This window comes from Chryseobacterium sp. S90 (assembly GCF_047444895.1).
In the GTDB taxonomy this organism is placed as follows: Bacteria; Bacteroidota; Bacteroidia; order Flavobacteriales; family Weeksellaceae; genus Chryseobacterium.
In genome coordinates, this window is record NZ_JBLGCX010000001.1 from 1,151,988 (window position 1) to 1,176,635 (window position 24,648).

At 37.1% G+C, this 24,648-nt stretch carries 18 protein-coding genes; 3 read left to right on the forward strand and 15 right to left on the reverse strand.

Going from position 1 to position 24,648, the window contains the following annotated elements:
• Positions 1 to 27 precede the first annotated feature (27 nt).
• The 9 genes from purD to ACLMCG_RS05410 form a co-directional block, all read right to left on the reverse strand.
• Positions 28 to 1,266, reverse strand: coding sequence for a phosphoribosylamine--glycine ligase (gene purD / locus ACLMCG_RS05370; protein ID WP_413959078.1), 1,239 nt, complete (start codon positions 1,264 to 1,266; stop codon positions 28 to 30).
• Positions 1,267 to 1,356: 90 nt separating this feature from the next.
• Positions 1,357 to 2,874, reverse strand: coding sequence for a bifunctional phosphoribosylaminoimidazolecarboxamide formyltransferase/IMP cyclohydrolase (purH, locus tag ACLMCG_RS05375; protein ID WP_142716286.1), 1,518 nt, complete (start codon positions 2,872 to 2,874; stop codon positions 1,357 to 1,359).
• 143 nt (positions 2,875 to 3,017) lie between these two features.
• The gene (gene purN / locus ACLMCG_RS05380; protein ID WP_223600248.1) at positions 3,018 to 3,581 is read right to left on the reverse strand and encodes a phosphoribosylglycinamide formyltransferase; all 564 of its coding nucleotides are present in this window, start codon (positions 3,579 to 3,581) and stop codon (positions 3,018 to 3,020) included.
• A 75-nt stretch (positions 3,582 to 3,656) separates the two neighbouring features.
• Positions 3,657 to 4,649, reverse strand: coding sequence for a phosphoribosylformylglycinamidine cyclo-ligase (gene purM / locus ACLMCG_RS05385; protein ID WP_223600249.1), 993 nt, complete (start codon positions 4,647 to 4,649; stop codon positions 3,657 to 3,659).
• 281 nt (positions 4,650 to 4,930) lie between these two features.
• Positions 4,931 to 5,482, reverse strand: coding sequence for an NADPH-dependent FMN reductase (locus ACLMCG_RS05390; RefSeq protein WP_047423382.1), 552 nt, complete (start codon positions 5,480 to 5,482; stop codon positions 4,931 to 4,933).
• A gap of 38 nt (positions 5,483 to 5,520) precedes the next feature.
• The gene (locus tag ACLMCG_RS05395; RefSeq protein WP_047423383.1) at positions 5,521 to 6,249 is read right to left on the reverse strand and encodes a pirin family protein; all 729 of its coding nucleotides are present in this window, start codon (positions 6,247 to 6,249) and stop codon (positions 5,521 to 5,523) included.
• 530 nt (positions 6,250 to 6,779) lie between these two features.
• Positions 6,780 to 8,198 carry an MFS transporter gene (locus tag ACLMCG_RS05400; protein WP_413959079.1) on the reverse strand — a complete coding sequence of 473 codons (1,419 nt, stop codon included), beginning with the start codon at positions 8,196 to 8,198 and terminating at the stop codon, positions 6,780 to 6,782.
• On the reverse strand, positions 8,198 to 8,716 hold the full coding sequence (locus tag ACLMCG_RS05405) for a nuclear transport factor 2 family protein (protein ID WP_413959080.1): 519 nt from the start codon (positions 8,714 to 8,716) through the stop codon (positions 8,198 to 8,200). The genes ACLMCG_RS05400 and ACLMCG_RS05405 overlap by 1 nt, the downstream gene beginning before the upstream one ends.
• Positions 8,717 to 8,725: 9 nt before the next feature.
• Complete coding sequence (locus ACLMCG_RS05410) at positions 8,726 to 10,585, reverse strand: glycoside hydrolase family 13 protein (protein WP_413959081.1); 1,860 nt, start codon at positions 10,583 to 10,585, stop codon at positions 8,726 to 8,728.
• Between the two features lie 193 nt (positions 10,586 to 10,778).
• On the opposite strand from ACLMCG_RS05410, the gene ACLMCG_RS05415 reads away from it, so the two are divergent.
• Positions 10,779 to 11,777 (forward strand): sterol desaturase family protein, encoded by a 999-nt coding sequence (locus ACLMCG_RS05415; protein WP_142716276.1) that lies wholly within the window; start codon positions 10,779 to 10,781, stop codon positions 11,775 to 11,777.
• Positions 11,778 to 11,846: 69 nt separating this feature from the next.
• On the opposite strand, the gene ACLMCG_RS05420 is transcribed toward ACLMCG_RS05415, so the two are convergent.
• The 4 genes from ACLMCG_RS05420 to ACLMCG_RS05435 form a co-directional block, all read right to left on the reverse strand.
• Positions 11,847 to 14,003, reverse strand: coding sequence for a glycoside hydrolase family 97 protein (locus tag ACLMCG_RS05420; RefSeq protein WP_413959082.1), 2,157 nt, complete (start codon positions 14,001 to 14,003; stop codon positions 11,847 to 11,849).
• Positions 14,004 to 14,083: 80 nt separating this feature from the next.
• The gene (locus tag ACLMCG_RS05425) at positions 14,084 to 15,190 is read right to left on the reverse strand and encodes a SusE domain-containing protein (RefSeq protein WP_413959083.1); all 1,107 of its coding nucleotides are present in this window, start codon (positions 15,188 to 15,190) and stop codon (positions 14,084 to 14,086) included.
• Between the two features lie 15 nt (positions 15,191 to 15,205).
• A complete protein-coding gene (locus ACLMCG_RS05430) occupies positions 15,206 to 16,807 on the reverse strand; it encodes a RagB/SusD family nutrient uptake outer membrane protein (protein WP_413959084.1) in 1,602 nt (533 codons plus the stop codon).
• Between the two features lie 11 nt (positions 16,808 to 16,818).
• Positions 16,819 to 19,572, reverse strand: a complete 2,754-nt coding sequence (locus ACLMCG_RS05435) for a SusC/RagA family TonB-linked outer membrane protein (RefSeq protein WP_413959085.1) — start codon at positions 19,570 to 19,572, stop codon at positions 16,819 to 16,821.
• Between the two features lie 338 nt (positions 19,573 to 19,910).
• Here ACLMCG_RS05435 and metG point away from each other — a divergent pair, with 338 nt between their 5' ends.
• Together metG and ACLMCG_RS05445 are read left to right on the forward strand one after the other, a co-directional pair.
• The gene (gene metG / locus ACLMCG_RS05440) at positions 19,911 to 21,950 is read left to right on the forward strand and encodes a methionine--tRNA ligase (protein WP_413959086.1); all 2,040 of its coding nucleotides are present in this window, start codon (positions 19,911 to 19,913) and stop codon (positions 21,948 to 21,950) included.
• Positions 21,951 to 21,984: 34 nt separating this feature from the next.
• The gene (locus ACLMCG_RS05445; RefSeq protein WP_413959087.1) at positions 21,985 to 22,680 is read left to right on the forward strand and encodes a hypothetical protein; all 696 of its coding nucleotides are present in this window, start codon (positions 21,985 to 21,987) and stop codon (positions 22,678 to 22,680) included.
• 187 nt (positions 22,681 to 22,867) lie between these two features.
• On the opposite strand, the gene ACLMCG_RS05450 is transcribed toward ACLMCG_RS05445, so the two are convergent.
• Both ACLMCG_RS05450 and ACLMCG_RS05455 read right to left on the reverse strand, forming a co-directional pair.
• The gene (locus tag ACLMCG_RS05450; protein WP_413959088.1) at positions 22,868 to 23,572 is read right to left on the reverse strand and encodes a class I SAM-dependent methyltransferase; all 705 of its coding nucleotides are present in this window, start codon (positions 23,570 to 23,572) and stop codon (positions 22,868 to 22,870) included.
• A gap of 172 nt (positions 23,573 to 23,744) precedes the next feature.
• Positions 23,745 to 24,557, reverse strand: coding sequence for a siderophore-interacting protein (locus ACLMCG_RS05455; protein ID WP_413959089.1), 813 nt, complete (start codon positions 24,555 to 24,557; stop codon positions 23,745 to 23,747).
• Positions 24,558 to 24,648 lie beyond the last annotated feature (91 nt).

Sequence of the window (24,648 nt, forward strand, 5' to 3'; positions counted from 1 at the left end):
GCTCCAAATCTTTTTTCGTGATTTTTATTAAAACTTTCCGATGTCTTCTCTGTAGAAGCCGTAATCGAAATGTACATGACTTGCGTCTTCATAAACCTTTTTGCGGGCATCCTCGAAAGTAGCACCTGTAGCTACAATGTTCAGAACTCTACCACCGTTGGATACGACCTTGTCTCCTTTGCTGATTGCTCCTGCGTATAAAAGTTTACTATGTTTCAGTTTATCTTCTCCCGTAATTTCGAAACCTGTTTCGATATTTCTTGGATAACCTCCTGAACACATTACAAGACAAATTGCTTTTTCGTCTTTAAACTTAAGCTGAATATCTTTTCCTTCCATACAGTCCTGGATCACATCCAAAAGATTGTTTTCCATCAACGCCATCAATACCTGAGTTTCAGGATCTCCGAATCTCATGTTGTATTCAAGAAGGTAAGCTCCGTTTTTCGTTACCATCAATCCGAAGAAGATGATTCCTTTAAATCCGAAACCTTCAGCTTTAAGACCTTTAACAGTTGGTTCCAAGATATTCTTCTCAAAATCTGCATAATGCTCCTGAGTGAATTCCGGGCTTGGTGCTATTGAACCCATACCTCCTGTATTAGGCCCTGTATCTCCGTTTCCAGCTTTTTTATAGTCTTTTGCTGCTACACATGGGAACAATTTATCCCCGTTAGAGAAAGCAATGATAGACGCTTCAAAACCTTGTAAATATTCTTCAATAACTAAACGGATTCCTGCATCTCCATAAATTCTTCTGATCATAAAGTCATGAATGGTAGCCTCAGCTTCTTCAAGGTTGTCACAAATAACAACACCTTTTCCGCCTGCTAAACCACTGGCTTTGATCACCAAAGGATATTGCTGTGTCTGCACATATTCTTTAGCATCATTATATGAATCAAATACTACCGCCTTAGCTGTTTTGATATCATAGGTCTGCATAAATTTCTTAGAGAAAGCTTTACTTCCTTCAAGGCTTGCTACTTTCTGAGTAGGACCGAAAACTTTAAGATCGTGTTTTTTAAATTCGTCCTTGATACCCGCTACAAGAGGGGCTTCCGGACCTACGATCGTAAGATCAATCTTTTCTTTAATAGCGAAATCTCTAAGTTCTTTGATTTCCGATAAATGAACATTTTTCCCTATTACATCGGTAGTAGCATTCCCGTTAGCAAAAAACATTTTAGAAATTCTTGAGTCATTCTGAAGCTTTGCCGCTAAAGCAGATTCTCTACCGCCTTCACCTATGATTAATATTCTCATACTTTATATTATTATCTAGTCTTATTTTACAAATATATAATTTTGAATGCTAAAAATACAATCCCTAATTATTTTTTAATTCTATTTTAATTAGTGGAAAAAGTGTCTAACCCCTGTAAACATCATTGGGATACCGTGTTCATTTGCAGCCTCTACACTATCCTGATCTTTTACACTTCCACCTGGCTGAATAATCGCCTTGATACCTTCCTGAGCGCAGAAATCTACCACATCACGGAAAGGGAAAAATGCATCTGAAGCCAATACTAAATCTCCGGAGAATTTTTCTTTTGCTCTTTCAATAGCCTGTTGAGTCGCCCAGATTCTGTTTACCTGTCCGCCACCGATACCAAATGCCTGAATTCCGTTAGAAACTACAATAGCATTTGATTTTACATATTTTACCACTCTCTGAGAGAAAAGTAATGCTTTTTTCTGCTCTTCTGTAGGCTGTACTTCTGTAACCACTTTGATATCGTCAGAGAAGTAAGTATCATTGTCCTGAACCAGAATACCACCGTCTACCTTCACCCAGGTCTGTTTGTCAGAAACAGGATTTACAATTTTGATGATTCTTAAGTTCTTCTTTTTTCTTAAAATTTCAAGAGCTTCTTCGTCGAATGCAGGAGCCATCACGATCTCAAGGAAAGTTTTGTTTAATTCTTCCGCTGTTGCAGCATCAATTTTATAGTTCATTGCAACAATTCCGCCAAAGATAGAAACCGGGTCACATTCAAATGTTTTCTGATAAGTCTCCAATGCTGAAGTTCCGATAGCAACTCCACAAGGGGTAGAGTGTTTTACGGCACAACAAGCCATTTCTTCTTTGAACTCAGTAACTACTTTCCAGCAAAGGTCCATATCACGAAGATTGTTGAAAGAAAGTTCTTTACCACCAAGCTGTTCAAAGTCTTTCATTGCTCCATTCTCGAAAGTAGAAACATAGTAAGCAGCCGTCTGGTGAGGATTTTCTCCGTATCTTAGGTCAGCAACTTTTTTGTAAGAAGCATTTAAATATGTAGGATATTCTTCATCTAAAAGCATTCTTGAAATCGCTGCATCATAAGCAGAGGTAAGGTTGAATACTTTTCCTGCAAGCTTTTTACGGGTTTCAATGTATGTATCTCCGTTTTGCTCCATTTCAATTTTCACTGCTGCATAATCTTCTACATCAGTGATTACCGTTACAGAATCAAAGTTCTTTGCTGCAGAACGAAGCATTGACGGACCACCGATATCGATAAATTCTACCTTTTCATGTAAAGAAATGTCTTTGTTCACATTTTCAAAGAAAGGGTAAAGGTTTACGATCACCATGTCAATCAGACCAATTCCGTGCTCCTGAACGGTTTTCATGTGCTCTTCGTTGTTACGAACAGCCAGCAATCCTCCGTGAACTTTCGGGTGTAAAGTTTTCACTCTTCCGTCCAGCATTTCAGGGAAATTGGTTACCTCATCAATCTGAATAGGATTTAAACCAGCGTCTTTCAAATGTTTGAACGTTCCTCCTGTGGAGATCAACTCATAATTCTGAGCTTCCAAAAACTGTGCGAATTCTACTAATCCACTTTTGTCAGAAACACTGATTAAAACTCTCTTTTTACTCATTTTACTTTCAATTTTTTACTTTTTACAGCTATTTCAAACTGTATCCGGGTCTTTCACCTCCGGATTTACTTTTATTTACTTAGATTTCTTTAATTATCCTGTCAAAAACTCTTAATTTCTGACACCCTTCTAAAGAAAGGGGATTAGTTTCCAAGGACCTTATTGATCGCTATCGGAAATATTTCATATTCAATCTGGTGAACTTTCTGAGCCAGGGTTTCAGGAGTATCGTCAGCGGTTACTTCAAAAGATTTCTGAAGAATAGCTTCTCCCTCATCAATGCCTGGTGTCACAAAATGTACAGTTGCCCCACTCTCTACTTCTTTGGCTTCAATGACTGCATTATGAACGTTCATTCCCCACATTCCTTTTCCTCCGAATTTCGGAAGCAAAGCAGGATGAATATTGATTATTTTACCATTCCAGTTTTCACAGAATTCAGATTTTAAGATGGATAAAAATCCTGCCAATACGATCAGATCTGTATTTTCCGGGATTACTTTAGCCAGTTCACTGCTGAAATTCTTTCCTCTTGGAATGAGTATGTTTTCTATATTGTGATTCTTTGCTCTTTCCAATCCGAAACATTCTCTGTCTGCCACTACCAAAGATACTTTTGCATTCTGGATTTCCCCAGTTTCAATGGTATCAATGATTCTCTGCAGATTGGTTCCTGAACCGGATACGAGTACAACGATGTTCTTCATTATTCAGATGTTAGATGTCAGATTTAAGATTACAGACTTACGGTCTGATGTCTAGGCTCTGAAATCTGATGTCATTTAAAATTTTAAATTGATTTTCTCTACTCCTTCAGTGATTTCCCCGATTTCGTAAGCATCATCTAAAAGGTGTAATACTTTTTCAGCATGTTCAGCATCTACAACAATCACCATACCTACACCCATATTGAATGTTCCATGCATTTCTTCACGTTTCACTCCACCTCTTTTTTCAAGCTCAAGCATCACACTAGGGATTCTGATTTTTGATTCATCAATAGAAGCACAAAGTCCTTCAGGAATAATTCTTGGAACGTTTTCATAAAGTCCACCTCCGGTAATGTGGGCAATTCCGCTTACTTTTACTTCTTCCAGTACTTTATGAATATCTTTATAGTATAATCTTGTAGGAACTAAAAGGGTTTCATATAATGGTTTTCCTTCAAACTCTTCTTCAAAGTTCGGGAATACTTTTCTTACTAAAGAGAATCCGTTTGAATGGAATCCTGAGCTTGGTAATGCAATAATTTTGTTACCTGCTTTGATTGTAGAGCCGTCAATGATCTGATCTTTTTCTACAATTCCTACGCAGAATCCGGCAACATCATAATCTCCCGGCTGGTACATCCCCGGCATTTCAGCAGTTTCACCACCAATCAATGCACAGTTGTTATCTTTACAAGCAGCCACCATTCCTAAAACAATTTCTGCTGCGATTTCTGAATCAAGCTTTCCGCAAGCCAGATAATCAAGGAAAAATAAAGGTTTTGCTCCGTGGCAAAGAATATCATTGGCACACATTGCGAAACAATCAACACCAATAGAATCATATTTTTTGGTATCTAAAGCTACTTTCAGCTTTGTTCCTACTCCATCTGTTCCTGATACAAGAACCGGATTTTTGTATCCACCGATCTCATAGAAAGCTCCAAAACTTCCCAAATGATTCAGTACATTGGAATTGTGGGTTTCACCGACCGCTTTTTTGATCTTGTCAACCGTTTTGTATCCTTCTTCTTTGTCTACTCCTGCTGATTTGTAAGTGTTGCTCATGTCTGCTTAGATTTTTAGATATCGGATTCAGATTTCAGATGATTAATAGTCTTACATCTGGCGTCTTGTGTCTTCTTATCTTTTAATATTTCAATTACTTTTATACTCAATTTAGAAAACAAAAAAGCCGACAATCTTTTCAGATTATCGGCCGTTATTTTATCTCAGAATTTCAGAGCCCACAATTTTCCCTTTATGAGAAAAACATTGTTTATAGGAGGTCTGAATTTTCATCTCTTTTCTTTTTGCAAAAATAGTAATTTTAAATGAATATTCAAATTCTATTTTTCAAGGATGGTTTCAATAGCCGCAATCTTCTTGATCTTTTCTTTTAACTCATTGATTTTCTCTTCATTAGAAATCTTTTGAGTTGCTTTATCAAAATTATCATTAAAGAAAGGCAGTGAAAAAGTTTCCACCACATTTCCTCCGTGGAAAGGAAAACGCTTTGATGCAGCTTCTAAAACACCTGCTCCACCTCTACCTCCCGGAGATGTAGACATCAATAGCATTGGTACTTCGTTCCAAACCGTTCTGTCTTTGATTCTTGATACCCAGTCGAACACATTTTTGAATGCTGTAGAATAGGTTCCGTTGTGTTCTGCCAGAGCCACCAATAGTACATTGGCACCGTCAATTTTGGCAGCAAAGTCATGAGCTTCCTGAGGAACACCACCTGCTAGTTCTCTTTCATGCTTATAGATTGGCATTTCGAAAGGATTCAGATCTACTACTTCCACTTCTGCATTTTCAAATAATGTTGACGCATATGCTACCAACTGCTTGTTCATAGAAACGTCTGAGTTACTTCCTGCTATTGCTAAAATTTTCATAGGTGAGATTTATTTTTTAAGATTACAAATTTAGTTTTTTATTTAAGATAAGACGGCAGTTCCATTGGGACTTCCATTAATAATATTTCAGTGTCTTCTACAGCTTCAATATTAAAGCTCTGGGTATCCCAGATTCCCAATCCGTCTCTTTCATTCAAAACACGGTCACCGATTTTTGCACTTCCTTTTAAAACAAATGCATAGACTCCGTTTCCTTTTTTGTTGAGCATATAATTTTTGCCGTTTCCTTTTGTAAAGTTGGCAATATTAAACCATGCATCCTGATGGATCCAAACTCCGTCATCATTTTTATCAGGAGATAAAATCTGTTGGAATCCATTGATTTTTTCACCTTCTTTGATACTTTTCTGATCGTATCTTGGTTCAACATCCAGTTCTCTTGGGAAAACCCAGATCTGAAGGAATTTCACCTCTTCATCTTTATTTTTGTTATACTCACTATGCTTCACACCTGTTCCTGCACTCATCACCTGGATTTCTCCTTTTCTGATTACGGCTGTAGTTCCCATTGAATCTTTGTGTTCAAGATCTCCTTCCAGAGGAATAGAAATAATTTCCATATCTCTGTGTGGGTGTGTTCCGAAGCCCATTCCCTGAGAAACGGTATCATCGTTCAACACTCTCAGAACACCAAAGTTGGTTCTGTCTCTGTTTTGATAGTTGGCAAAACTGAATGTATGGTAAGAATTTAACCATCCGTGGTTGGCATGGCCTCTTGAATCTGCTTTATGATATACTGTTTTCATTTCTGTGATTATTTATGGTACAAATGTACGGGATGAGTTGTGTAAAAAAGTTGATGTAGGGTAAGAAAGGAAATTTATGGTCAAAAGAGGTTGGAAAAGTAAAGATGCGGATAGGTTGGAAAACGCAAAGGCGCTATTTTTTTTTATATTCTATATGTTTTTAAGTCGCAAGGATTTTATCTATGATAAAATTTTAAGTTGTATATAGTATTTACTTTATAATTGGGGAGGATTTAAAGAGATTGTATACATAAATGTAAACATCTGTGTCATTTATGAAATCTGTGGGAGATTAATTCTGTTCTTTATTATAAATATATGTTTTGGCTAAAGCCAATTGGTAAATGCATAAAAAAGCGGGCTAAAGCCCGCCCCTATTGATATTTCAATTAAACCTTTACTTATTAATGACCCTTCGACAGGCTCAGGGTGACAACCCGAATACCAACCGAAATTTTTAAGCGATGTCAGGCTGATCCTGTCGAAGCTATTATTATTAAAAGGGATAGGTCAATAAAACTATTTATTTTTTAAAAGTGTACCTGTTTGATCTCCTCTTCAATCTCCTTAGGAGTTTCATCTTCAGATTTAACAAAAATCATGGTTACTACAGCTCCTATCAGCATGCAAATACCTCCAACAACAACATAATCCATAGCCTGTTTTCCGAAAACACCACTTACCACCGGACCTCCAAATAATCCATTAATAATCTGCGGAATGACAATAAAGAAATTGAAAATCCCCATATAGACCCCCATTTTTCTCTGTGGAATTACCTCAATAAGCATAGCATAAGGCATTGCAAGAATACTAGCCCAGGCAAACCCTAAGCCGATCATTGAGACCCATAAATTGTTGACATCTTTAATAAAATACATTGAAACAAGACCCAACCCTCCACACAGCAAAGCTAATGCGTGAGTTTGTTTTTTACCAATAAGTTTAGCAATGGGTGTCAACAGAAAGGCAAACGGAATTGCCCACAGATTGTACATTCCGAAAAGCTTCCCTGTTAAATCCCCGGCATCATTAAATGCTTTAGAATGAGTATCTTCCGGGGAAAGTCCAAAATGATGGGTTGCCAGTGCGCTGGTAGTAAAAACCCACATGGTAAATAAAGCAAACCAAGAGAAAAACTGAACAATTCCCAGTTTTTTCATCTGTGCAGGAATTGCTGCAAAGTCTTTGAAAATATCTGAGAATTTAGATTTCTCTTGTTCGACTTCTTTTCCATCTTCAAACTCAGCGAATTCCTGCGGGGAATATTCTCTGGTTGTCATTATGGTGTACAGAATTGAGATGATAAGCAATACTGCTCCTATATAAAATGAGTAAATTACGTTATCTGCTACAAATCCGGCCGGGGCTTCGTTGGAAATTCCCATTTTCGTTAACCAATCTGGCAGATAAGAGCCTAATACAGCCCCGATTCCAATCAGAATTGTCTGTACTGAAAATCCTATTGTCCCCTGATGTTTGGGAAGCATATCTCCTACCAAAGCCCTGAAAGGTTCCATTGCGATATTCACCGAAGCATCCATCATCGCGAGAAATATTACCGCTAACAATAAAGCATTAGCTGCAAACATCTGAGTAACGGATGCAGCATTCGGAAGAAGTACCAGCCCTATAGCACATAAAACGGCTCCAATTAAAAAGTAAGGTTTTCTTCTTCCCAACGGACTCCAGGTATTATCTCCCATATGCCCGATGATAGGCTGAACAATGAGCCCTGTAACGGGAGCAACGAGCCAGAACCATGATAATTCATGAACATCGGCTCCTAAATTACCCAGAATACGGCTTGCATTTCCATTTTGTAATCCAAACGCCATTTGAATTCCAAGGAATCCCATACTCATATTAATAATCTGGAGCATGGATAAATTTGGCTTTTTTCTTTTTCCTGCTGCTCCAGTATCATATCTCCCCACCATTTCTGCCATTATGATTTCAGTTTTTGAATTAATGCATCTTCGATAGGCGCTTTTTCAACCACCACTTTATCTACCACCTCATTGGGAACTGTTACAGAAAGAACGTATTGTTTTACCTTCCAGCTTCCATTAATTTTTTCTAGCACCCCGGAACCTCTGCATATTTTCATCTGCGTATCCAATAGTTCATCGAACCACGCCAGTTTTCCATCTTTACTGAAGTAAATATTTCTTTTCAGCGCTTTAAAATTCCAGGTTTTCTTTTTGTCGAAATGAGGTTTAGCCCATACCATGAATTCTTTTTTATTCCATATTTCAGTAGCGTCTGTTCCGATGAAGGTAGATTCATCCGCAAAGAAGTTAAAATAGCCTGTGTAATCTGACTTTGCAGCGGCTACATTGAATGCATCCAGCATCGTACTGATTTCCGATTTTTCTTTTTCAAATGTATTTTTTGACTGAGCAGTGAATAAAGAAAATCCCAATACAAAAAGGATTAAGGTATAAGCAGTCGTTAGTTTTTTCATATGTATTAATTATTTTTCAAGTTCAATGATGAATGGTGTTTTTGCAGGGATATTCATACTGTTTTGTAATGAAATTTCTTTTCCGGAAATTACTTCTTTTCCTTTTGTAAATCCATTAAGTGATTCGGCAAATCGTTTCAAGTCTAACGTCTGATCCTTTTCATTATTGTTGATGATGACCATTACACTTTCTTTTTCATTGTATCGGAAATAGACAAAAACACCGTCCTGAGGAACGAAATTTTTAGTTTTTCCATTATGAATCACATCTTTTCCTTTTCTCCAGTTTAATAATTTCTGAGTAAACTGGAAAAATTCTTTCTGTTCCTGAGTCTGAGCAGATGGATTGAAAGCATTCTGAGCATCAGACTTCCAGCCTCCGGGAAAATCTCTTCGGATATCGGCATCACCTCCTTTCGTCTTATCTCCTCTCATTCCTATTTCAGATCCGTAATAGATCTGTGGAATTCCTCTTACTGTTGAGATCAGGGCAAGTCCTATTTTGTAAGCGTCAGGGTTTGCATTAAATATTTCATTCCATCTTTCTGTATCGTGATTTTCAAAGAAAACCAGAAGATTATTGATATCCGGATAGAGGAAGTCGCTGGTAAAGGAGTCATAAATTCTGATCATACCTTTATCCCAGCCTTCTTTTTCTTTAAGAGCTTTAGGCATATTTTCAAACAGCATAAAATCCATCACTGATGGCAAATGGGAATTGTACCCTTCTATGGCTCCTATTTTGGAGTTTTTTTGCCACGCTGCAATCTGTGCTGCCGTATAAAGCCAGGTTTCTCCTACGATATTGAATTTCGGATATTCATCGGTAATGGCTTTAGCCCATTTTGCCATAGCATCTTTATCATTGTAAGGATAAGTATCTACGCGGAACCCTCCCAATTCTGCATATTCTATCCACCAGATTGCATTTTGGATCAGATATTTCAGAACCAGTGGATTTTTTTGGTTAATATCCGGCATGGTGGTATCAAACCATCCGTCCAGCGCATATTTTTTATCAATATCGGAAGCATTGGTATCGAATTGCGTTGTCGTTTTATAATTGGAACGTTTAAAACCTTTCTCTCCTTCATCAAACCAATGTATCCAATCTTTTGAAGGAAGGTCTTTGATCATCCAGTGAGAGCCGCCCCAATGATTGGTGACATAATCCATCACCAGCATCATATTTCGTTTGTTCAGCTCTGTTGATAAGGTTTTATAATCCTCGTTTGTTCCGTATCGCCCATCAATTTTATACAGATCTGTCTGGGCATATCCATGGTAAGAATATACTTTTTCATTGTCTTCATTTACCGGAGTCAGCCAGACTGCCGTAGCTCCCAGATTCTGAATATAGTCTAGTTGATTGATGATACCGCTGAGATCTCCGCCATGCCTCCCATTAGGCAAACTTCGATTTGCTTTTTCTGTAAGTTCCGGTGTTGAATCATTCTTTTCATTGCCATTGGCAAAGCGGTCCGGCATGATCAGATACATGACATCTTTTGAGGTAAAAGATTCGCGGTCGGCTGATCCGGGATTCCTTTGCTTCAATTCATAGGCATAGGAATTCAGGCTTTTGTTTCCTTTTTTAATGGTAATAGTAAACTTCGAAACGCTTATTTCATTGGTATTTACGGTAATAAAAACGTAATTCGGATTATCAACTTTCCGGATGTCTTTGATCTGTATTCCATCCGAAAGTACAATCTCGTTGTGAGCAACGTCTTTTCCATACACAAGAATCTGAAGTTCAGGGTTTTTCATTCCTTTCCACCAGAAAGCAGGCTCTATTCTGTCCAACACTTTTTGGGAAAAGGCTGCAGAAGCTATTGAAAGTGCTAATGCGGCAAATATTGTCTTCATATTAGTGTTCAATTTAGCATTTAATTTTCATATAGGCATTTAAAAATATGATACAACAACCCTTTTTTTTCATTCTAAAATCAATAATTAACATTCATTTTTTAACTTTTTCTTATAAAAGTTAAATTTTTCATAAAAAATTCATGCTAAAAGTTAATTTATCCCCCTTTTTATTTTTAGTTTTACAGAAAAAATGTTTGATTTCAGTAGTATGTTCCACGCTGAGGGGCCAGATGTTGTTTACACATGGACTATTCCTGTGTTTGCTGTAATTATTTTTGCAGAAATGGCCTACAGCCACTTCAATAAAGAGAAGATTTATGAGACTAAAGATGTAGCAACCAATGTTCTTTTTGCTTTGCTCAACTATGGGTTAGACATCATCATGAAAGGTTTCTCTTTGTTTGTCATGATGTTTTTTTATCATCACCGCATCTTCGACTGGCAAGAGGGAATCTGGTATTGGATTGCTGTATTTCTCGCTCAGGATTTCGCTTATTATGTTCATCATTATGTAGATCATCACTCACGCGTCTTCTGGGCCGTACATATTACGCATCACAATTCTGATTATTTCAACATCAGTACGGGATTCAGAAGTCCTGTATTCCAACCTTTGTACAGGTATTTGTTTTTCTCTCCATTAGCATTTATGGGTTTTCATCCCTGGCATATTCTGGTAGCCTATTCTGCGATACAGATTTACGGCACTTTTGTTCATACGCAATCTATTAAAAGCATGGGATTTTTAGAATATATTCTGGTTACTCCTTCTCATCATAGAGTACATCATGCTTGTAATATCAAATATCTGGACCGTAATATGGGAATGGGGCTGATTATCTGGGATAAAATTTTTGGAACATTCGAGAAGGAGGATCCTGAGGTTCCAGTGAAATATGGAATCTATCCTAAGATGGAATCTAAAGATCCGGCAACTACTTTATTCTATGAATGGAGAAGAATAGGAAAAGATATCAGACAGCCGGGACTTTCTTTCAAAGACCGCATAAAGTATCTTTTCTATTCACCGGGATGGAGACATGACGGTACCGGAAAAACGGTAAAGCAGTATCAAAAGGAGTACAAGCATAAGGAAAAGCTAAAAAATGAAAGTACACCTTTAAAGGAACAAACACCCAATACTGAATATCAATATCCACAACTGAATCAACAGGCAGGAGATAAATAATCTGTTAAAAAAAAATACCCCGGAACATTAAAAAATTAATGAACCGGGGCACCTTAGTGTATCTTTAAATTATTTTACTGGCTTGATAGAAATTGCGAAACCGCCACTTCTTGCCATTTTAAAATTAATTTTTGATTTTCCTGTAATCTCTTTCTTATAGATATTATAGCTTTGAGGATTATCAATATAATCAGCAGTTTTTCCATCTTCATAGATTGTTGCTTCATATTTCTTTCCTTTATCCAGGAATGAGAAGTCTACAGTGTACTCACGTTTGTTTTCATCAGTAATACCACCTACAAACCAATTTTCAGTTCCTTTTGCTTTTCTTGCCGTGATCACATAATCTCCCGGTTCTGCGGATAAAATCTTTGTATCATCCCAATCTGCCGCTACATCCTTGATAAACTGGAATGCATCCATATGCTTTTTGTAGTTTTCAGGTAGATCAGCAGCCATCTGAAGCGGCATATACATTGTTACATAAAGGGCCAACTGTTTTACCAGCGTAGTTTTTACGAAACGGTTATCTCCAGGGAAGTAATAGTCTAACTTCGTCTGGAAAATTCCCGGAGTGTAATCCATAGAACCTCCCATCCATCTTGTAAACGGAAGAACAGTCTGGTGATCAGGTTTATTTCCTCCAAATGCTTCGTATTCTGTTCCACGGGCTGCTTCTGCAGAGATATAGTTCGGATAAGTACGACTTTCTCCTGTAGGTCTTACAGATTCATGAGAATTGACCATAATTTTATAGTCGTTTGCTTTTTCTGCAATTCTATAATAATGGTTAATTGTCCATTGAGAGTAATGATGTTCTCCTCTAGGAATGATATCTCCTACATATCCGGTTTTCACAGCATCATAGCCATATTTGTTCATCGTCTGGAATGCTTTATCAGCCCATCTTTCATAGTTCGTTGCAGAACCTGAAGTTTCATGGTGCATGATCAGCTTTATTCCTTTTGAATGGGCATATTCATTCAACATTTTGATATCAAAATCCGGGTAAGGTGTGATGAAATCAAAAACGAATTCTTTAGAGTGTCCGAACCAGTCTTCCCAACCAATATTCCAACCTTCAATCAATAATCCCTGGAAACCGTTTTCTGCAGCAAAGTCAATATATTCTTTAACTTTTGTATTGTTGGCTGCATGTTTTCCGTTTGGAGTCAATTTGGCAAAATCTGTTTTACCTAAATGAACATTTTCTGCAGTAGAATATGCCCACTGAGATTTTCCGATGATCATTTCCCACCAAACTCCCATGTATTTTGTAGGGTGAATGTAAGAAGTATCGGTATATTTTGTAGGCTCATTAAGGTTGAAAATCATTTTAGAATCCATAACCTGTTCTGCTTTCGGAGCTACAATAATAGTTCTCCAAGGCGTTACCGAAGGAGTCTGAATATACCCTTTCGCTCCTTGTCTGTCAGCTGTCAAATGCGTTTTGAACTTATAGTTCTGTGCATCTACTTCCAGATGTGAAGCCGGATAATCTAATACGGCAGCTTCAGCAACGTTGATGTACAATGGTTCTTTTCCTTCTTTTTTAAGCATTAAAGGAGACTGAACTGCATTTTTCACCAATGACTGGGAAGCGTTGGCATCGTATGCTTTATCCCATTTTGATGGAATTTCAGAAACTTTTGTTTCCTGATACTGATATTCCTGAGAGTCGTAATCTGCAACCATCCACCATGCCTTCATATCGGTAGGGAAATCAATTTCAGAGTCTTCTTCTCTGATCACGAAATAATTCAAATTCTTCTGCTGAGGAAATTCATATCGAAATCCTAATCCATCATTAAACAATCTGAACTTTACCACAATACTTCTGTCTGTAGAAGCCTGATTAAGGGTAACTGCCAGTTCGTTGTAATTATTGATATAATTTTTCTTTTCTCCTAAAACCGGCTGCCAGGTTTCATTTTTGGAGTCTCTTTTTTCATCTGTCTTTGCAAAACCGTTGTTCAGATCGTATTTTGCATCTTCTGGTTTGGCAATCTCAGAAGCGAATTTTATGGCTGTGTCTTTAAATAATCGCAATCCCAATTTAGAATCTTCAACTACTACCGCACCGTTATATTTCAGGTTATAGTAAGGTACTCCTTCTTTCAGCTGAAAGCTCATTTCAAACTTTCCGTCCGGAGATTTTAAAGATTGGGCTTTCACACCTGTAAACATCATTGAGAGCAAAAGCGCTCCAACTGTAATTTTCTTCATAATGACTATTTATTAACTTTAAAAATAGATAAAAGTGCTGCGGTAAAGCAGCACTTTACCCATTTATTATTCTTTAATTATTATAATGCTTCTATTTTATAAGTACCTAATTTCAGATCTACAGAAATTTTATAGCTTCCTCCGGTTCCATCAAATTTAATATTTCCGTTGCTTCCTTTAGGAGCTATAAGACCGGAGTTTCCATCTCCAGAGATATTCCCCCAGTCAAGATCTCCCCAACTCTGTTGGCCCAGGAATTTAAATTGAGAACCTGCAGAAAGTACAATGGTATGTTCAAATTTACCACCTCCTAAATTTGTCATAGCAATAGCTCCCGCAGCGTTCCATCCGTTAATAGTACCTACCATATACAGGTTAGCAGGATTCCAATTATTGATTGCGGAAGGAACCACATCTATTGTTTTTTTGGCAAGATCAGAATCAATTGTAATTTTGTACATTCCTGAAGCTCCTGTAAACACCATATTTTCAGGTGCCGCAACTACCAGATTGGAAGACCATGTTTTGAAATATTTATTAGCATCCTGCATTCCTGCTGTATCTAAACTATAGTTCAAAGGACTCCAGTCTTTCTGTCCTAAAAATCTGAATGCTTTCCCATTTTCCAGGTAGGTATAGATTGTAGAAATATTTTCGTTCTTATATAATAGCTGAGCAACTCCTGCATTCCATCCAACAACAGATGCCTCTCCCACAATATAGAAAGAAGGGTATTCCGTTAAGTACGGCGTAATAGTCATTGGAATTACATTAGAATAAGATACAGCATTCCCTACAGAAGCTTTCATTCTTACTTCAATATTTGCTGCAACTCCCGGAAGAAATCCTGCATCAAGAATAATTTTATTTAAATCCTTTACAGTATAAGTTTTGGACAGATCACTTGCTGTTAAATCTGCACTCTTGGCACCAGCAAAACTTGTTCCTGCTTTTGCAAACTCAAGAACGTTACTATTAACCACTGCCAGATTAAATGTTGGATTTGTCCAAGTAAACTTTACAGCATTGTCATTTTCATTAATTTTAAGCAAAACCAATGTGGTTGCATCTCCTGTTAAAGTAGGTTTTTTTGTCACTTCAAGAACTGCCTTATCTTCATCTTTCTCACACGAAATCATTAAAATTCCGATAAAAACAGCAGCCAATATTTTAAATAAATTTTTCATTTCAAAATTTTTAAATTAATATCCAGGGTTCTGAATCAGATTAGGGTTTGCAACAATGTCTTTAGCAGGTATTGGGAAAAGGTTTCTGTAACTTTCCACCGCTTTCCCATCTTTCACATTTCCTTTCCATGGCCATACATAATCTCCTGTAGTATATTTGTTGAAACGGATAAGATCACTTCTTCGGGTCATTTCCCAAGATAGTTCTCTTGCTCTTTCGTCCAAAATAAAGTTAAGATTGATTGAAGATACATTTCCACTTGTATTTCCATAAGCACGCTCTCTCAATTGATTGATATAACCAATTGCAGTTGCCTGATTTCCTCCTGCTCCTCCTCTTAAAACAGCTTCTGAGTACATCAGATAAATATCAGCTAAACGGTATAAAGGAATATCAGCCTCAACCCAGTTGGTATGAGCTCCAACAGATCCATTGCTTTTGACATTTTTGAATTTGATAAAAGCATAACCATCTGTAAATGATCCCAAGTCATTAATTTCTAAATTTTGTCCTGAAGTAAAAAATCTCCCTCTTTTATCACTTCCATTGGTAGGGAATAAGCCTACAAAAGCTTTTGTAGTTCTTAAACCACTCCATCCACCATTTACTCCAAAGTCAGCAGCTTTCATATCTCCACCTATTGCAGCATGTACCAGATAAGTAGTTCCACCATTGGTCTGAGTATTGATCCCATCAAAATTTACGCTTAAAATCTGCTCCGGGTTATTGATATTATTATCTGCAAGGAACAAATCATCGTATTTTGGTTTTAATGAATACCCTGCTGCAATCACTTTGTTACAATAAGTAATACAGTCTGTATTTCTCTGTGTTCCTGTATATACCTCAGCATTTAAGTATAATTTTGCCAACAATGACCAAACAGCAGCTTTATCCGCTCTTCCGTATTCATTGGTTTTAGGATCTTTTAATTCTCCTGCTACGGCAAGTAACTCAGACTCAATATAGTTGAATAATGCTTTTCTTTCTATTCTTTGTGGCGGATTGATAGAACCCGGCAAATAAGATTCATCCACAAAAGGAACGTTTCCAAACATATCTATTGCATGATAATACGACTGTGCTCTAAGAAAACGTGCTTCTGCTCTCATTAATTTAGCCTGAGCAAGATTGTCTCCGGTAATATTATTGGAAGCTAATTTTTCATCTGTTACATTTCTCAAAAACTCATTACAAAAAGCAATCTCTGTATATACTCTATAATACATTGCCGCAATGAATTCGTTTGAAGCATCCCAGGTCATTTTGTGAAGTGTATGAAGGTTCCCGTCATTCCATCCAATTACAGCTTCATCAGTTGTAACCACATTAAGTGTATACATCAATCTTGTATATTGGGAAAAACCTCCATTGATTCCGTTAATATCACTATCCGGCTGATCACCATCTCCACTGATCTGGCCACCCATAGCAAGTCCTCCGTAAAGCTTTGCCAGCACGTTCTTGTAATTGGCAAAATCTTTATAAATACTGGCTGAAGTAACGTCTGTGATAGGTTCTCTTTCAAGATCTTTCACACAAGAAGTTGCTGTCAATAGAAATACTGCTGAAAGAGGCAATACTATATTTTTAAGTTTAATTCTATTTAGTTTCATTGAATTCTTATTTAAAATTGGAAGTTAAAACCTAAGGAATAAATCTTAGGCATTTGGTAGTAACCGTTATCTATTCCACCGAAAACTTCAGGATCTACTCCTGAGTATTTAGTAATTACAAAAACATTCTGTGCCATCGCATATACTTTCAGATTACTTCCTTTAGTGAAAATTTCCCCGAAATTGTATCCAACGTTAATATTATCCAGTCTCAGGAATGAAGCATTCTCAACATAAATATCTGATTTATATTGAGGAACTGAGAATTGATACTGAGGCGCTGTTGCGAACACATTTTGTAGATATTCATTGGTAGATGCAGATTGTAAAGAACTATTGGAAGCCGCATTATTATATACATAGTTTCCTAACACTGCTCTTGCACTTAATGCAAAATCCCAGTTCTTATGGGATACTTTGGTAGAAAAACCTAAAATTGCATCAGGTGTTGTGGATTTGTAATAATACATATCTTTTGTACTGATCACACCATCACCGTTTCTGTCTACAAATGCCCCATCAACAGGTTTTCCATTAGTATCATATACTTGTTGGTATACCCAGAATGAATTAGGTGCATATCCTACTGCATGAGCCTGAATTCTGTTTCCAGAACCACCCTCAATACCACCAACTTCCATATTAAATGATTCATCAGCTCTGTCTTTCAACTTAGTGACAACCGGCTTGTAATGTGTAGCATTAAAGCTTACTTCCCAGGTTGTATTCTGGTTTTTAACAGGAATTACTGTGATACTCCCTTCAATTCCTTCATTTTTCATATCACCTACGTTCTGCCAGCTGGCATTACTTAAGCCTCCTGCAGGTTCGTCTGCATAGACAAGAAGATCTTTGGTATCTTTTCTGAAGACATCTATTGATCCTGTAATTCTATTTTTATTAAAACCAAAATCTAATCCTAAGTTTTTAGTCGTCGTCGTTTCCCAAGTAAGATTCGGGTTGTAATTCGCAGGTCTGAACATGAAATAAAATTCATTTCCAAACTGATATCCTGCTCCCTGATAACTAGGATTATAAGCTGCGAAAGCCGGGTAATTGTTAGGCTTATTTCCGTTAAGAGCCGGCAACTCCTGCTGACCTGTTTTACCCCATCCTGCTCTCAGCTTTAATGTACTGATTGAGGATATATTTTTGATAAAGTTTTCTTCATTAAGCTTCCATGCCAAAGAAACTCCAGGGAAAACTCCCCATACATTATCTCTGGTTCCGTTGAAGAATCTTGAAGACCCATCTTTACGAACCGATCCTGAAATAACATATTTATTAGCTATGGTAAAAATAGCTCTTCCATAAAATGAAATCAGCGTGTTTTGAGTTTTGAAGTCTAAATCTTGTGAATTGATTCCTGTCCCTCTATAAGTAATAGCTCCTGGAAGATAAATATTGAAATCCTGATAAGAATACCCTGCAGTAATATCCACACCAGTATTAATAGCACTGATATTTTTCACATAATTAAAATAGGTTTCCAAAAGTTTGTTTTTCTTTTCCATAGAATAGAAATTTGAACTTCCTTTATCTTCAAAACCTTGTCTCAGACGGGCGTCTTTAAACTTATGCCCATCACTTTTTGTATAATCATATCCGGCGTTCACATTGAAATGCAAGTCTGGAAGAAAATGAAACTTATAATCTAACTGAATATTTCCCAATCCTCTCAGAACAGAAGACACATCTCTTACCCCATTGATCATCCCAAGTGGATTGGAGTTGGCATTTACATTATATCCTGTTGCAGATCCGGAATCCAGCCATTCATAATAGCCACCATAATTAGAGTTTCCTGAATATATCGGTTGTGTAGGATCAAAATAAGTAGCGGCTTTAATTACTCCTCCGTCTACAAATCTATTATCAGTAAATGTTCCTTTTGCATTTACATTTACTGATAAATGGTTATCAAAGAACTTAGGACTTAAATTCAATCCTACAGAAGTTCTGCGAAAAGAATTTGATTTTACAATACCGTTCTGCTCGTTATAACCTAATGATAAACGGTACGGCAAACCTTTAATACCTCCTGAAAGGGCAACGTTATTATCTGTTCCCCATGCTGCCTGGTAAATCTGATCCTGCCAGTCGGTATCAGCATTTCCAAGTTTAGTTTTATAGCCTGCAGGGGCATAAGTATTAACAAAATCTCTAAACTCCTGAGCATTTAATACATCTACCTTGCCCATTTTAGTAGATACAGAAGTAACAGTTGAGAAATTCAATTTAAACTTTCCTGCTGTTCCCTTCTTAGTTGTAATAAGAATAACCCCATTAGAAGCTCTGTTACCATAGATGGCCGTAGCAGAAGCATCTTTAAGAATATCAAATGTTTCAATATCATTAGGGTTAATTAAGGATAAGGGATCAGAAACACCATTCATTCCTACAAAATCCTGAGGAACTCCATCAATTACGATCAAAGGTGAGTTTTCTCCACTTAAAGAAGAAGTACCCCTAATTCTGATTTTTGTTCCGGAACCCGGGGCTCCACTGTTATTGGTAATCTGTACTCCTGGTGTTTTCCCCTGGATCAGCTGTCCGGCAGAAGTTGCTCCTCCGTTGAAGTCTTTTGCCGTAACAGAAGTTATAGAACCGGTAAGATCAGATTTTTTCTGCTTTCCATACCCGATTAATACAACTTCCTCAATTTTCTTCTCCTGAGGAACAGAGTCTTTAGTCTGCGCATGCATTATTGTGCTGGCCAATAAAAAAGCAGGCGCAATTTTCAATACTGTTGTAAAATTATTCACAATCATATTTTTTTATAGTTTCGTTTTTTTCAGTCTTAATTTGGCTTGTAGCCAGACTCGCAATTTAAAAAAAAAATAGAATTATCATAATTTTAATATAATTTTAGTTAAAATTATGTATATTACGAAACCGATTTTAGTTAGTTTTTTAGATTTCAATAATTTGCGACGTCTTATGCATTGCATAATATTTGGATTAAATTAATATTTAGTTAAACAATTGTTTAACTTAAATTCATATTCAATCCTGAAAAAACTGCTTTCTACATCATAATAACACCATCAATAGCGGTATTCAACAGATATTCCTTATCTTTGCAGTTAAAACTTTACTATAAATGTCAAACAGAAAGATGATTACGGCAGCTTTGCCTTATGCAAACGGGCCGGTTCATATAGGACATTTGGCAGGTGTTTATATTCCTGCGGATGTTTACGCAAGATTTCAGAGAAGATTAGGAAAAGATGTAGCGTTTATCTGTGGTTCAGATGAGCACGGAATTCCTATTACCATAAGAGCTAAAAAAGAAGGAGTTACTCCTCAGGATATCGTTGACAAATATCACGGGATCATAAAAAAATCTTTTACTGATCTGGGAATTTCATTTGATGAATATTCAAGAACAACGTCTAAAAAGCATTATGAAACCAGCCAGGATTTCTTCAAGGTTTTATACGAAAAAGGAAAATTCACAGAAGAAATTTCTGAGCAGTATTTTGATGAGCAGGCAGGAGAATTCCTTGCTGACCGCTATATTGTAGGTACATGTCCTAATTGTGGTAACGAAAATGCTTATGGTGACCAGTGTGAGAAGTGTGGCTCTACCCTTTCTCCTTCTGAGCTGATCAATCCGAAATCAATGCTTAGCGGAAATGTTCCTATTCTTAAAGAAACAAAAAACTGGTATCTGCCATTAAACGAATACGAAGACTTTTTAAACGAATGGATCATTGAAGGCCATAAAGACGACTGGAAACCTAACGTATACGGACAGGTTAAATCATGGTTGAATGACGGCCTTAAGCCTCGTGCCATGACCAGAGACCTGAACTGGGGGGTTCCGGTTCCACTTCCGAATGCAGAAGGAAAAGTTTTGTATGTATGGTTTGATGCTCCAATCGGTTATATCTCTTTCACCAAAGAATGGGCTGAGAAGAACGGAAAAGACTGGAAAGATTACTGGCAGAGCGAAAACAGTGACCTGGTACACTTTATCGGAAAGGATAATATTGTATTCCACTGTATTATTTTCCCAGCCATGATGAAAGCTCACGGAGATTATATTATGCCTAAAAATGTTCCTGCTTTTGAATTCCTGAACCTTGAGAACGATAAGATCTCAACTTCAAGAAACTGGGCGGTATGGGCTCATGAATATGTGGAAGACTTCCCTGGACAGCAGGATGTTTTAAGATACGCTCTTCTTTCATCTGCTCCGGAAACTAAAGATAACAACTTTACATGGAAGGATTTCCAGACTAAGAATAATTCTGAATTGGTAAACATTTTCGGAAATTTCATAAATCGTGTTGCCGTTTTAATTAATAAATTCTTTGAAGGCAAAGTTCCTGAAGGTGATATTAATGCACCTGAACTTGAACAGATTGGTAAAAGCGCAACTGAAATAAGAAATTACTTAGACAATTATGAATTTAGAAATGCCTTAACAGCTTTTATGAATTTAGCAAGATTTGGAAATGGTTATCTTCAAAACGAAGAGCCATGGAAAACTTTTGAAAATGATGCAGAAAAAACAAAAAACACATTATTTATCGGAGCCCAAATTGCAGTTGCATTAGGAAATTTAGCAGAACCTTTCCTTCCTTTTACAGCTCAAAAAATTTACGATATATTCAATGTTAGCCAATCAGATTGGACGACTGTTGAAAACTCGAAAGTTTTAATTGAAGCAGGACATAAAATAGTTGAAAAAGCACCTCTTATTTATTCTAAAATTGAGGACAGCGTAATTGATACACAAATCCAAAAGCTGGAAAACACAAAACAAAACAATAAAAAAACAAACCCTAACGCAAACCCTATGAAAGAAGAGATCACGTTTGATGACTTTACTAAAATAGACCTTAGAACAGCAACCATTACAGAAGCTGAAAAAGTAGAAAAAGCAGATAAATTATTAAAACTTACTGTTGATACAGGAGTAGATGTAAGAACTGTTGTTTCCGGGATTGCAGAGAGTTTCACTCCTGAAGAAGTAATCGGTAAGCAGGTAATGATCCTGTTGAACCTTGCTCCTAGAAAAATCAGAGGAATTGAATCTCAGGGAATGTTATTATTAACAACAAAACCAGACGGAAAATTATCTTTCGTAACACCGGACGACAGCAATGTTGAAAACGGTATTGAGATCGGATAATTAAAATCCTTATAAAGATCACAGGCTGTTTCTAATGAAACAGCCTTTCTTTTATATACAGATTATGGTCAGTAAAAATGTTTTAAGAAAGCTTTCCAATCAGGAATTAGAGGGATATTTAAAAGAAGGTAACCGTTTTGTTCCGGAAGCCGTTCAGATCGCTTTTGAAATTCTGGAAAAAAGAGGACGTATTTTCAGTGAACAGGAAAAAGAAACTGTTCAGCAATTGATTCAGAATAAAAAAGAAGAAGAGGAAGTAAAACGTACAGAAGAGGTAGAAGTCTGGAAAGACCATATCACAGAAGATCCGCAGGCCGTTAAGCTTTATTCTCGAATGACTATTTTAGTCAGCTCCGTTTTTTTCTCTCCGATTCCGGGGTCTATTTTACTGTTCCTTAATTTAGTTAAACTTAAAAAATATCCTGCAAGTTTCTTAGCACTGGCATTTGGTTTTCTGTTTTTTATGTTTCAAAAATACGTTCTGCTTTCCCATTTTGACTTTGGTACCACTTCCAGATACAGTCCCGAAATTGGAGTTATTGCAGTAGGTGCTTTGGGTTTACTTGTCATCAGTGTTTTAGCAACTCCAAAAAAACTTCCTTACCGTGCAGAATCTTATATTCTTCCAGTGATTTTATGCGCCGGAACCACTGTTCTGATGTATTTTTATTTTCAGGAATGGTTTTCTTTTTATCCGTTTGCAGGAACCATCCGTCTTTTCAGACAATAATAAGGAGCTGTTTCCCGCTATCCACTTTTACTCCTCGCGCCTGACCCAAAGAGCCAACTACATGCTGTGGGGTAACCGTTACTATCGGGGCTAGGAAGAAGTACAAAAAAAGTCATTCCGGTTTACAGAATGACTATGTACTATTTTGAGATTGCTTCGCTTTCAGCTCGCAATGACTAGTCGTTAATTATTTCTTAGTCAGTTTTGCTAAGTAAGAATCTTCGTCTTTCAGGACTTTTTCTATTTTAAAGCCATTATTTTTAGCTGCATTTTTCAACGTATTGAAATCAAGGTATAGCCAGGTAATTGGTTCTTCAGATTCACCTTTATAATGAACTACGTAATCCAGCTCTCCATAATATCCGCCTGCAGGAATATACACTCCGCCATCTTTATCACGGTCAAACATATACAGGATATCCGTGCTGTCGATCAGAACTTGTCCTCCTTTATTTAACAAAGTATATAATTTCTGAAGATAGGTATCAATTTTCGCAAGGCTTTCAAAAACACCGGTACCGTTCATCAATAATAAAACCGTGTCAAAAGTCTCCCCTGAAAAGTCAAGCATATTTTCACAAACTGCTTTTTTAATGCCTCTCAGCTGGCAGACTTCAATAGATTTTGGTGAAATATCCAATGCGGTTACCTCAAGATTTCTTTCATTCTGAAGATATAAAGAATGAGAACCTGCTCCAGCTCCGATATCCAGGACTTTCCCTTCAGATAATTCCAGTGCTTTCTGCTCAATATCATTCATGTCTTCAAAATCTCTGAATAAATATTCTACCGGAAGTTCATCCAGCTCAGAAATTGATGTTTCAGTCTGCAGATCCTCCGGATTTTCATTGTGGTAATAATCCCAGATCGCTCTGCCCATTAAATCTTTCATAGTGCAAAGATAGTAGTTCAATGTTCAATGTTCAAAGTTTTTGGTTGAATGTTGCGGGTTGCGGGTTGCGGGTTGCGAGTTTCGGGGTACGAGGTGTGGTGTACTTACAACTTTAAACCTTGAACTTTAAACTCTCAAACCCTCCCACTCTCAAACTCAAAATCCCTGCCTTCTACTCCATCGAATCCTTCTCCTTATGTCTGTCTGCCTGAGATTCATTTTCTGCTACGCCTGCTTTCCAGTAAGAATAAGCGTATAATTCCTGTGAGGTCCAGTTTTTTTCTTTTCTCAGATAAGTACGGATTTCTTTCACACTTGAAAATTCACAAGCTACATAACCAAACTTTGTAGTCTCCGGAATCTCAATACTTTTTACTGCATTTGAAATTTCACTGCTGATCTGAGGCTGTGCATTGTGTAACCATTTAAAATCAATTTGAGCTTTCGTTTCAAGCAGTTGTTCATCTTCCTTTCCATGAACTTCAATAATGCATATTCCTTTTGCTGTTGAAGGAAGTGTTTCCAAAATAGCACTGATCACTGGAATGGCCGTAGCATCACCTACCAACAAATACCAATCTGCTGCAGGATACAGTTCTTTTCCTTCCAAACGCATCATGACACCCAGTTTTGAACCTGCTTCAGCTTCCCTCACCCATTTGGAGGCCGGACCGCCGTCTCCGTGATCTACAAAATCTATGATCAGTTCATTTTTTTCCAGATCAATTCCTCTGTGGGTATAAGTTCTGATGGCTGGAGCCACTTCTTTTGGTGGATACACCCACTGATGGTTTTCATCCAGTGTGGGGAAATGAATCTCGTTCAGTCCAGCTGGAGGAACTGCAATCTTATTATTGTCTCCCACCATAGTATTTTTGAATACCTGAACTTCCGGTGAGTATAAATACACTCTGATAAAATGGTCAGTAATGTATTCTTTTCTGGTGACTTCGGCAACAATCTGCCCTGTTGAAATTTTAGCCATAACTGATTTTTTAAAAATTCAAATCCGGTTTCCGATCAATCTCAGAAACCGGATTTGAAATATAATATGTTTTCAGATCAAGACATTTAAA

Excerpts from the sequence above, each read along its gene's own strand:
- purD (WP_413959078.1), bottom strand. The coding sequence starts at position 1,266 with ATGAGAATATTAATCATAGGTGAAGGCGGTAGAGAATCTGCTTTAGCG.
- purH (WP_142716286.1), bottom strand. The coding sequence starts at position 2,874 with ATGAGTAAAAAGAGAGTTTTAATCAGTGTTTCTGACAAAAGTGGATTA.
- purN (WP_223600248.1), bottom strand. The coding sequence starts at position 3,581 with ATGAAGAACATCGTTGTACTCGTATCCGGTTCAGGAACCAATCTGCAG.
- purM (WP_223600249.1), bottom strand. The coding sequence starts at position 4,649 with ATGAGCAACACTTACAAATCAGCAGGAGTAGACAAAGAAGAAGGATAC.
- ACLMCG_RS05390 (WP_047423382.1), bottom strand. The coding sequence starts at position 5,482 with ATGAAAATTTTAGCAATAGCAGGAAGTAACTCAGACGTTTCTATGAAC.
- ACLMCG_RS05395 (WP_047423383.1), bottom strand. The coding sequence starts at position 6,249 with ATGAAAACAGTATATCATAAAGCAGATTCAAGAGGCCATGCCAACCAC.
- ACLMCG_RS05400 (WP_413959079.1), bottom strand. The coding sequence starts at position 8,198 with ATGGCAGAAATGGTGGGGAGATATGATACTGGAGCAGCAGGAAAAAGA.
- ACLMCG_RS05405 (WP_413959080.1), bottom strand. The coding sequence starts at position 8,716 with ATGAAAAAACTAACGACTGCTTATACCTTAATCCTTTTTGTATTGGGA.
- ACLMCG_RS05410 (WP_413959081.1), bottom strand. The coding sequence starts at position 10,585 with ATGAAGACAATATTTGCCGCATTAGCACTTTCAATAGCTTCTGCAGCC.
- ACLMCG_RS05415 (WP_142716276.1), top strand. The coding sequence starts at position 10,779 with ATGTTTGATTTCAGTAGTATGTTCCACGCTGAGGGGCCAGATGTTGTT.
- ACLMCG_RS05420 (WP_413959082.1), bottom strand. The coding sequence starts at position 14,003 with ATGAAGAAAATTACAGTTGGAGCGCTTTTGCTCTCAATGATGTTTACA.
- ACLMCG_RS05425 (WP_413959083.1), bottom strand. The coding sequence starts at position 15,190 with ATGAAAAATTTATTTAAAATATTGGCTGCTGTTTTTATCGGAATTTTA.
- ACLMCG_RS05430 (WP_413959084.1), bottom strand. The coding sequence starts at position 16,807 with ATGAAACTAAATAGAATTAAACTTAAAAATATAGTATTGCCTCTTTCA.
- metG (WP_413959086.1), top strand. The coding sequence starts at position 19,911 with ATGTCAAACAGAAAGATGATTACGGCAGCTTTGCCTTATGCAAACGGG.
- ACLMCG_RS05445 (WP_413959087.1), top strand. The coding sequence starts at position 21,985 with ATGAAACAGCCTTTCTTTTATATACAGATTATGGTCAGTAAAAATGTT.
- ACLMCG_RS05450 (WP_413959088.1), bottom strand. The coding sequence starts at position 23,572 with ATGAAAGATTTAATGGGCAGAGCGATCTGGGATTATTACCACAATGAA.
- ACLMCG_RS05455 (WP_413959089.1), bottom strand. The coding sequence starts at position 24,557 with ATGGCTAAAATTTCAACAGGGCAGATTGTTGCCGAAGTCACCAGAAAA.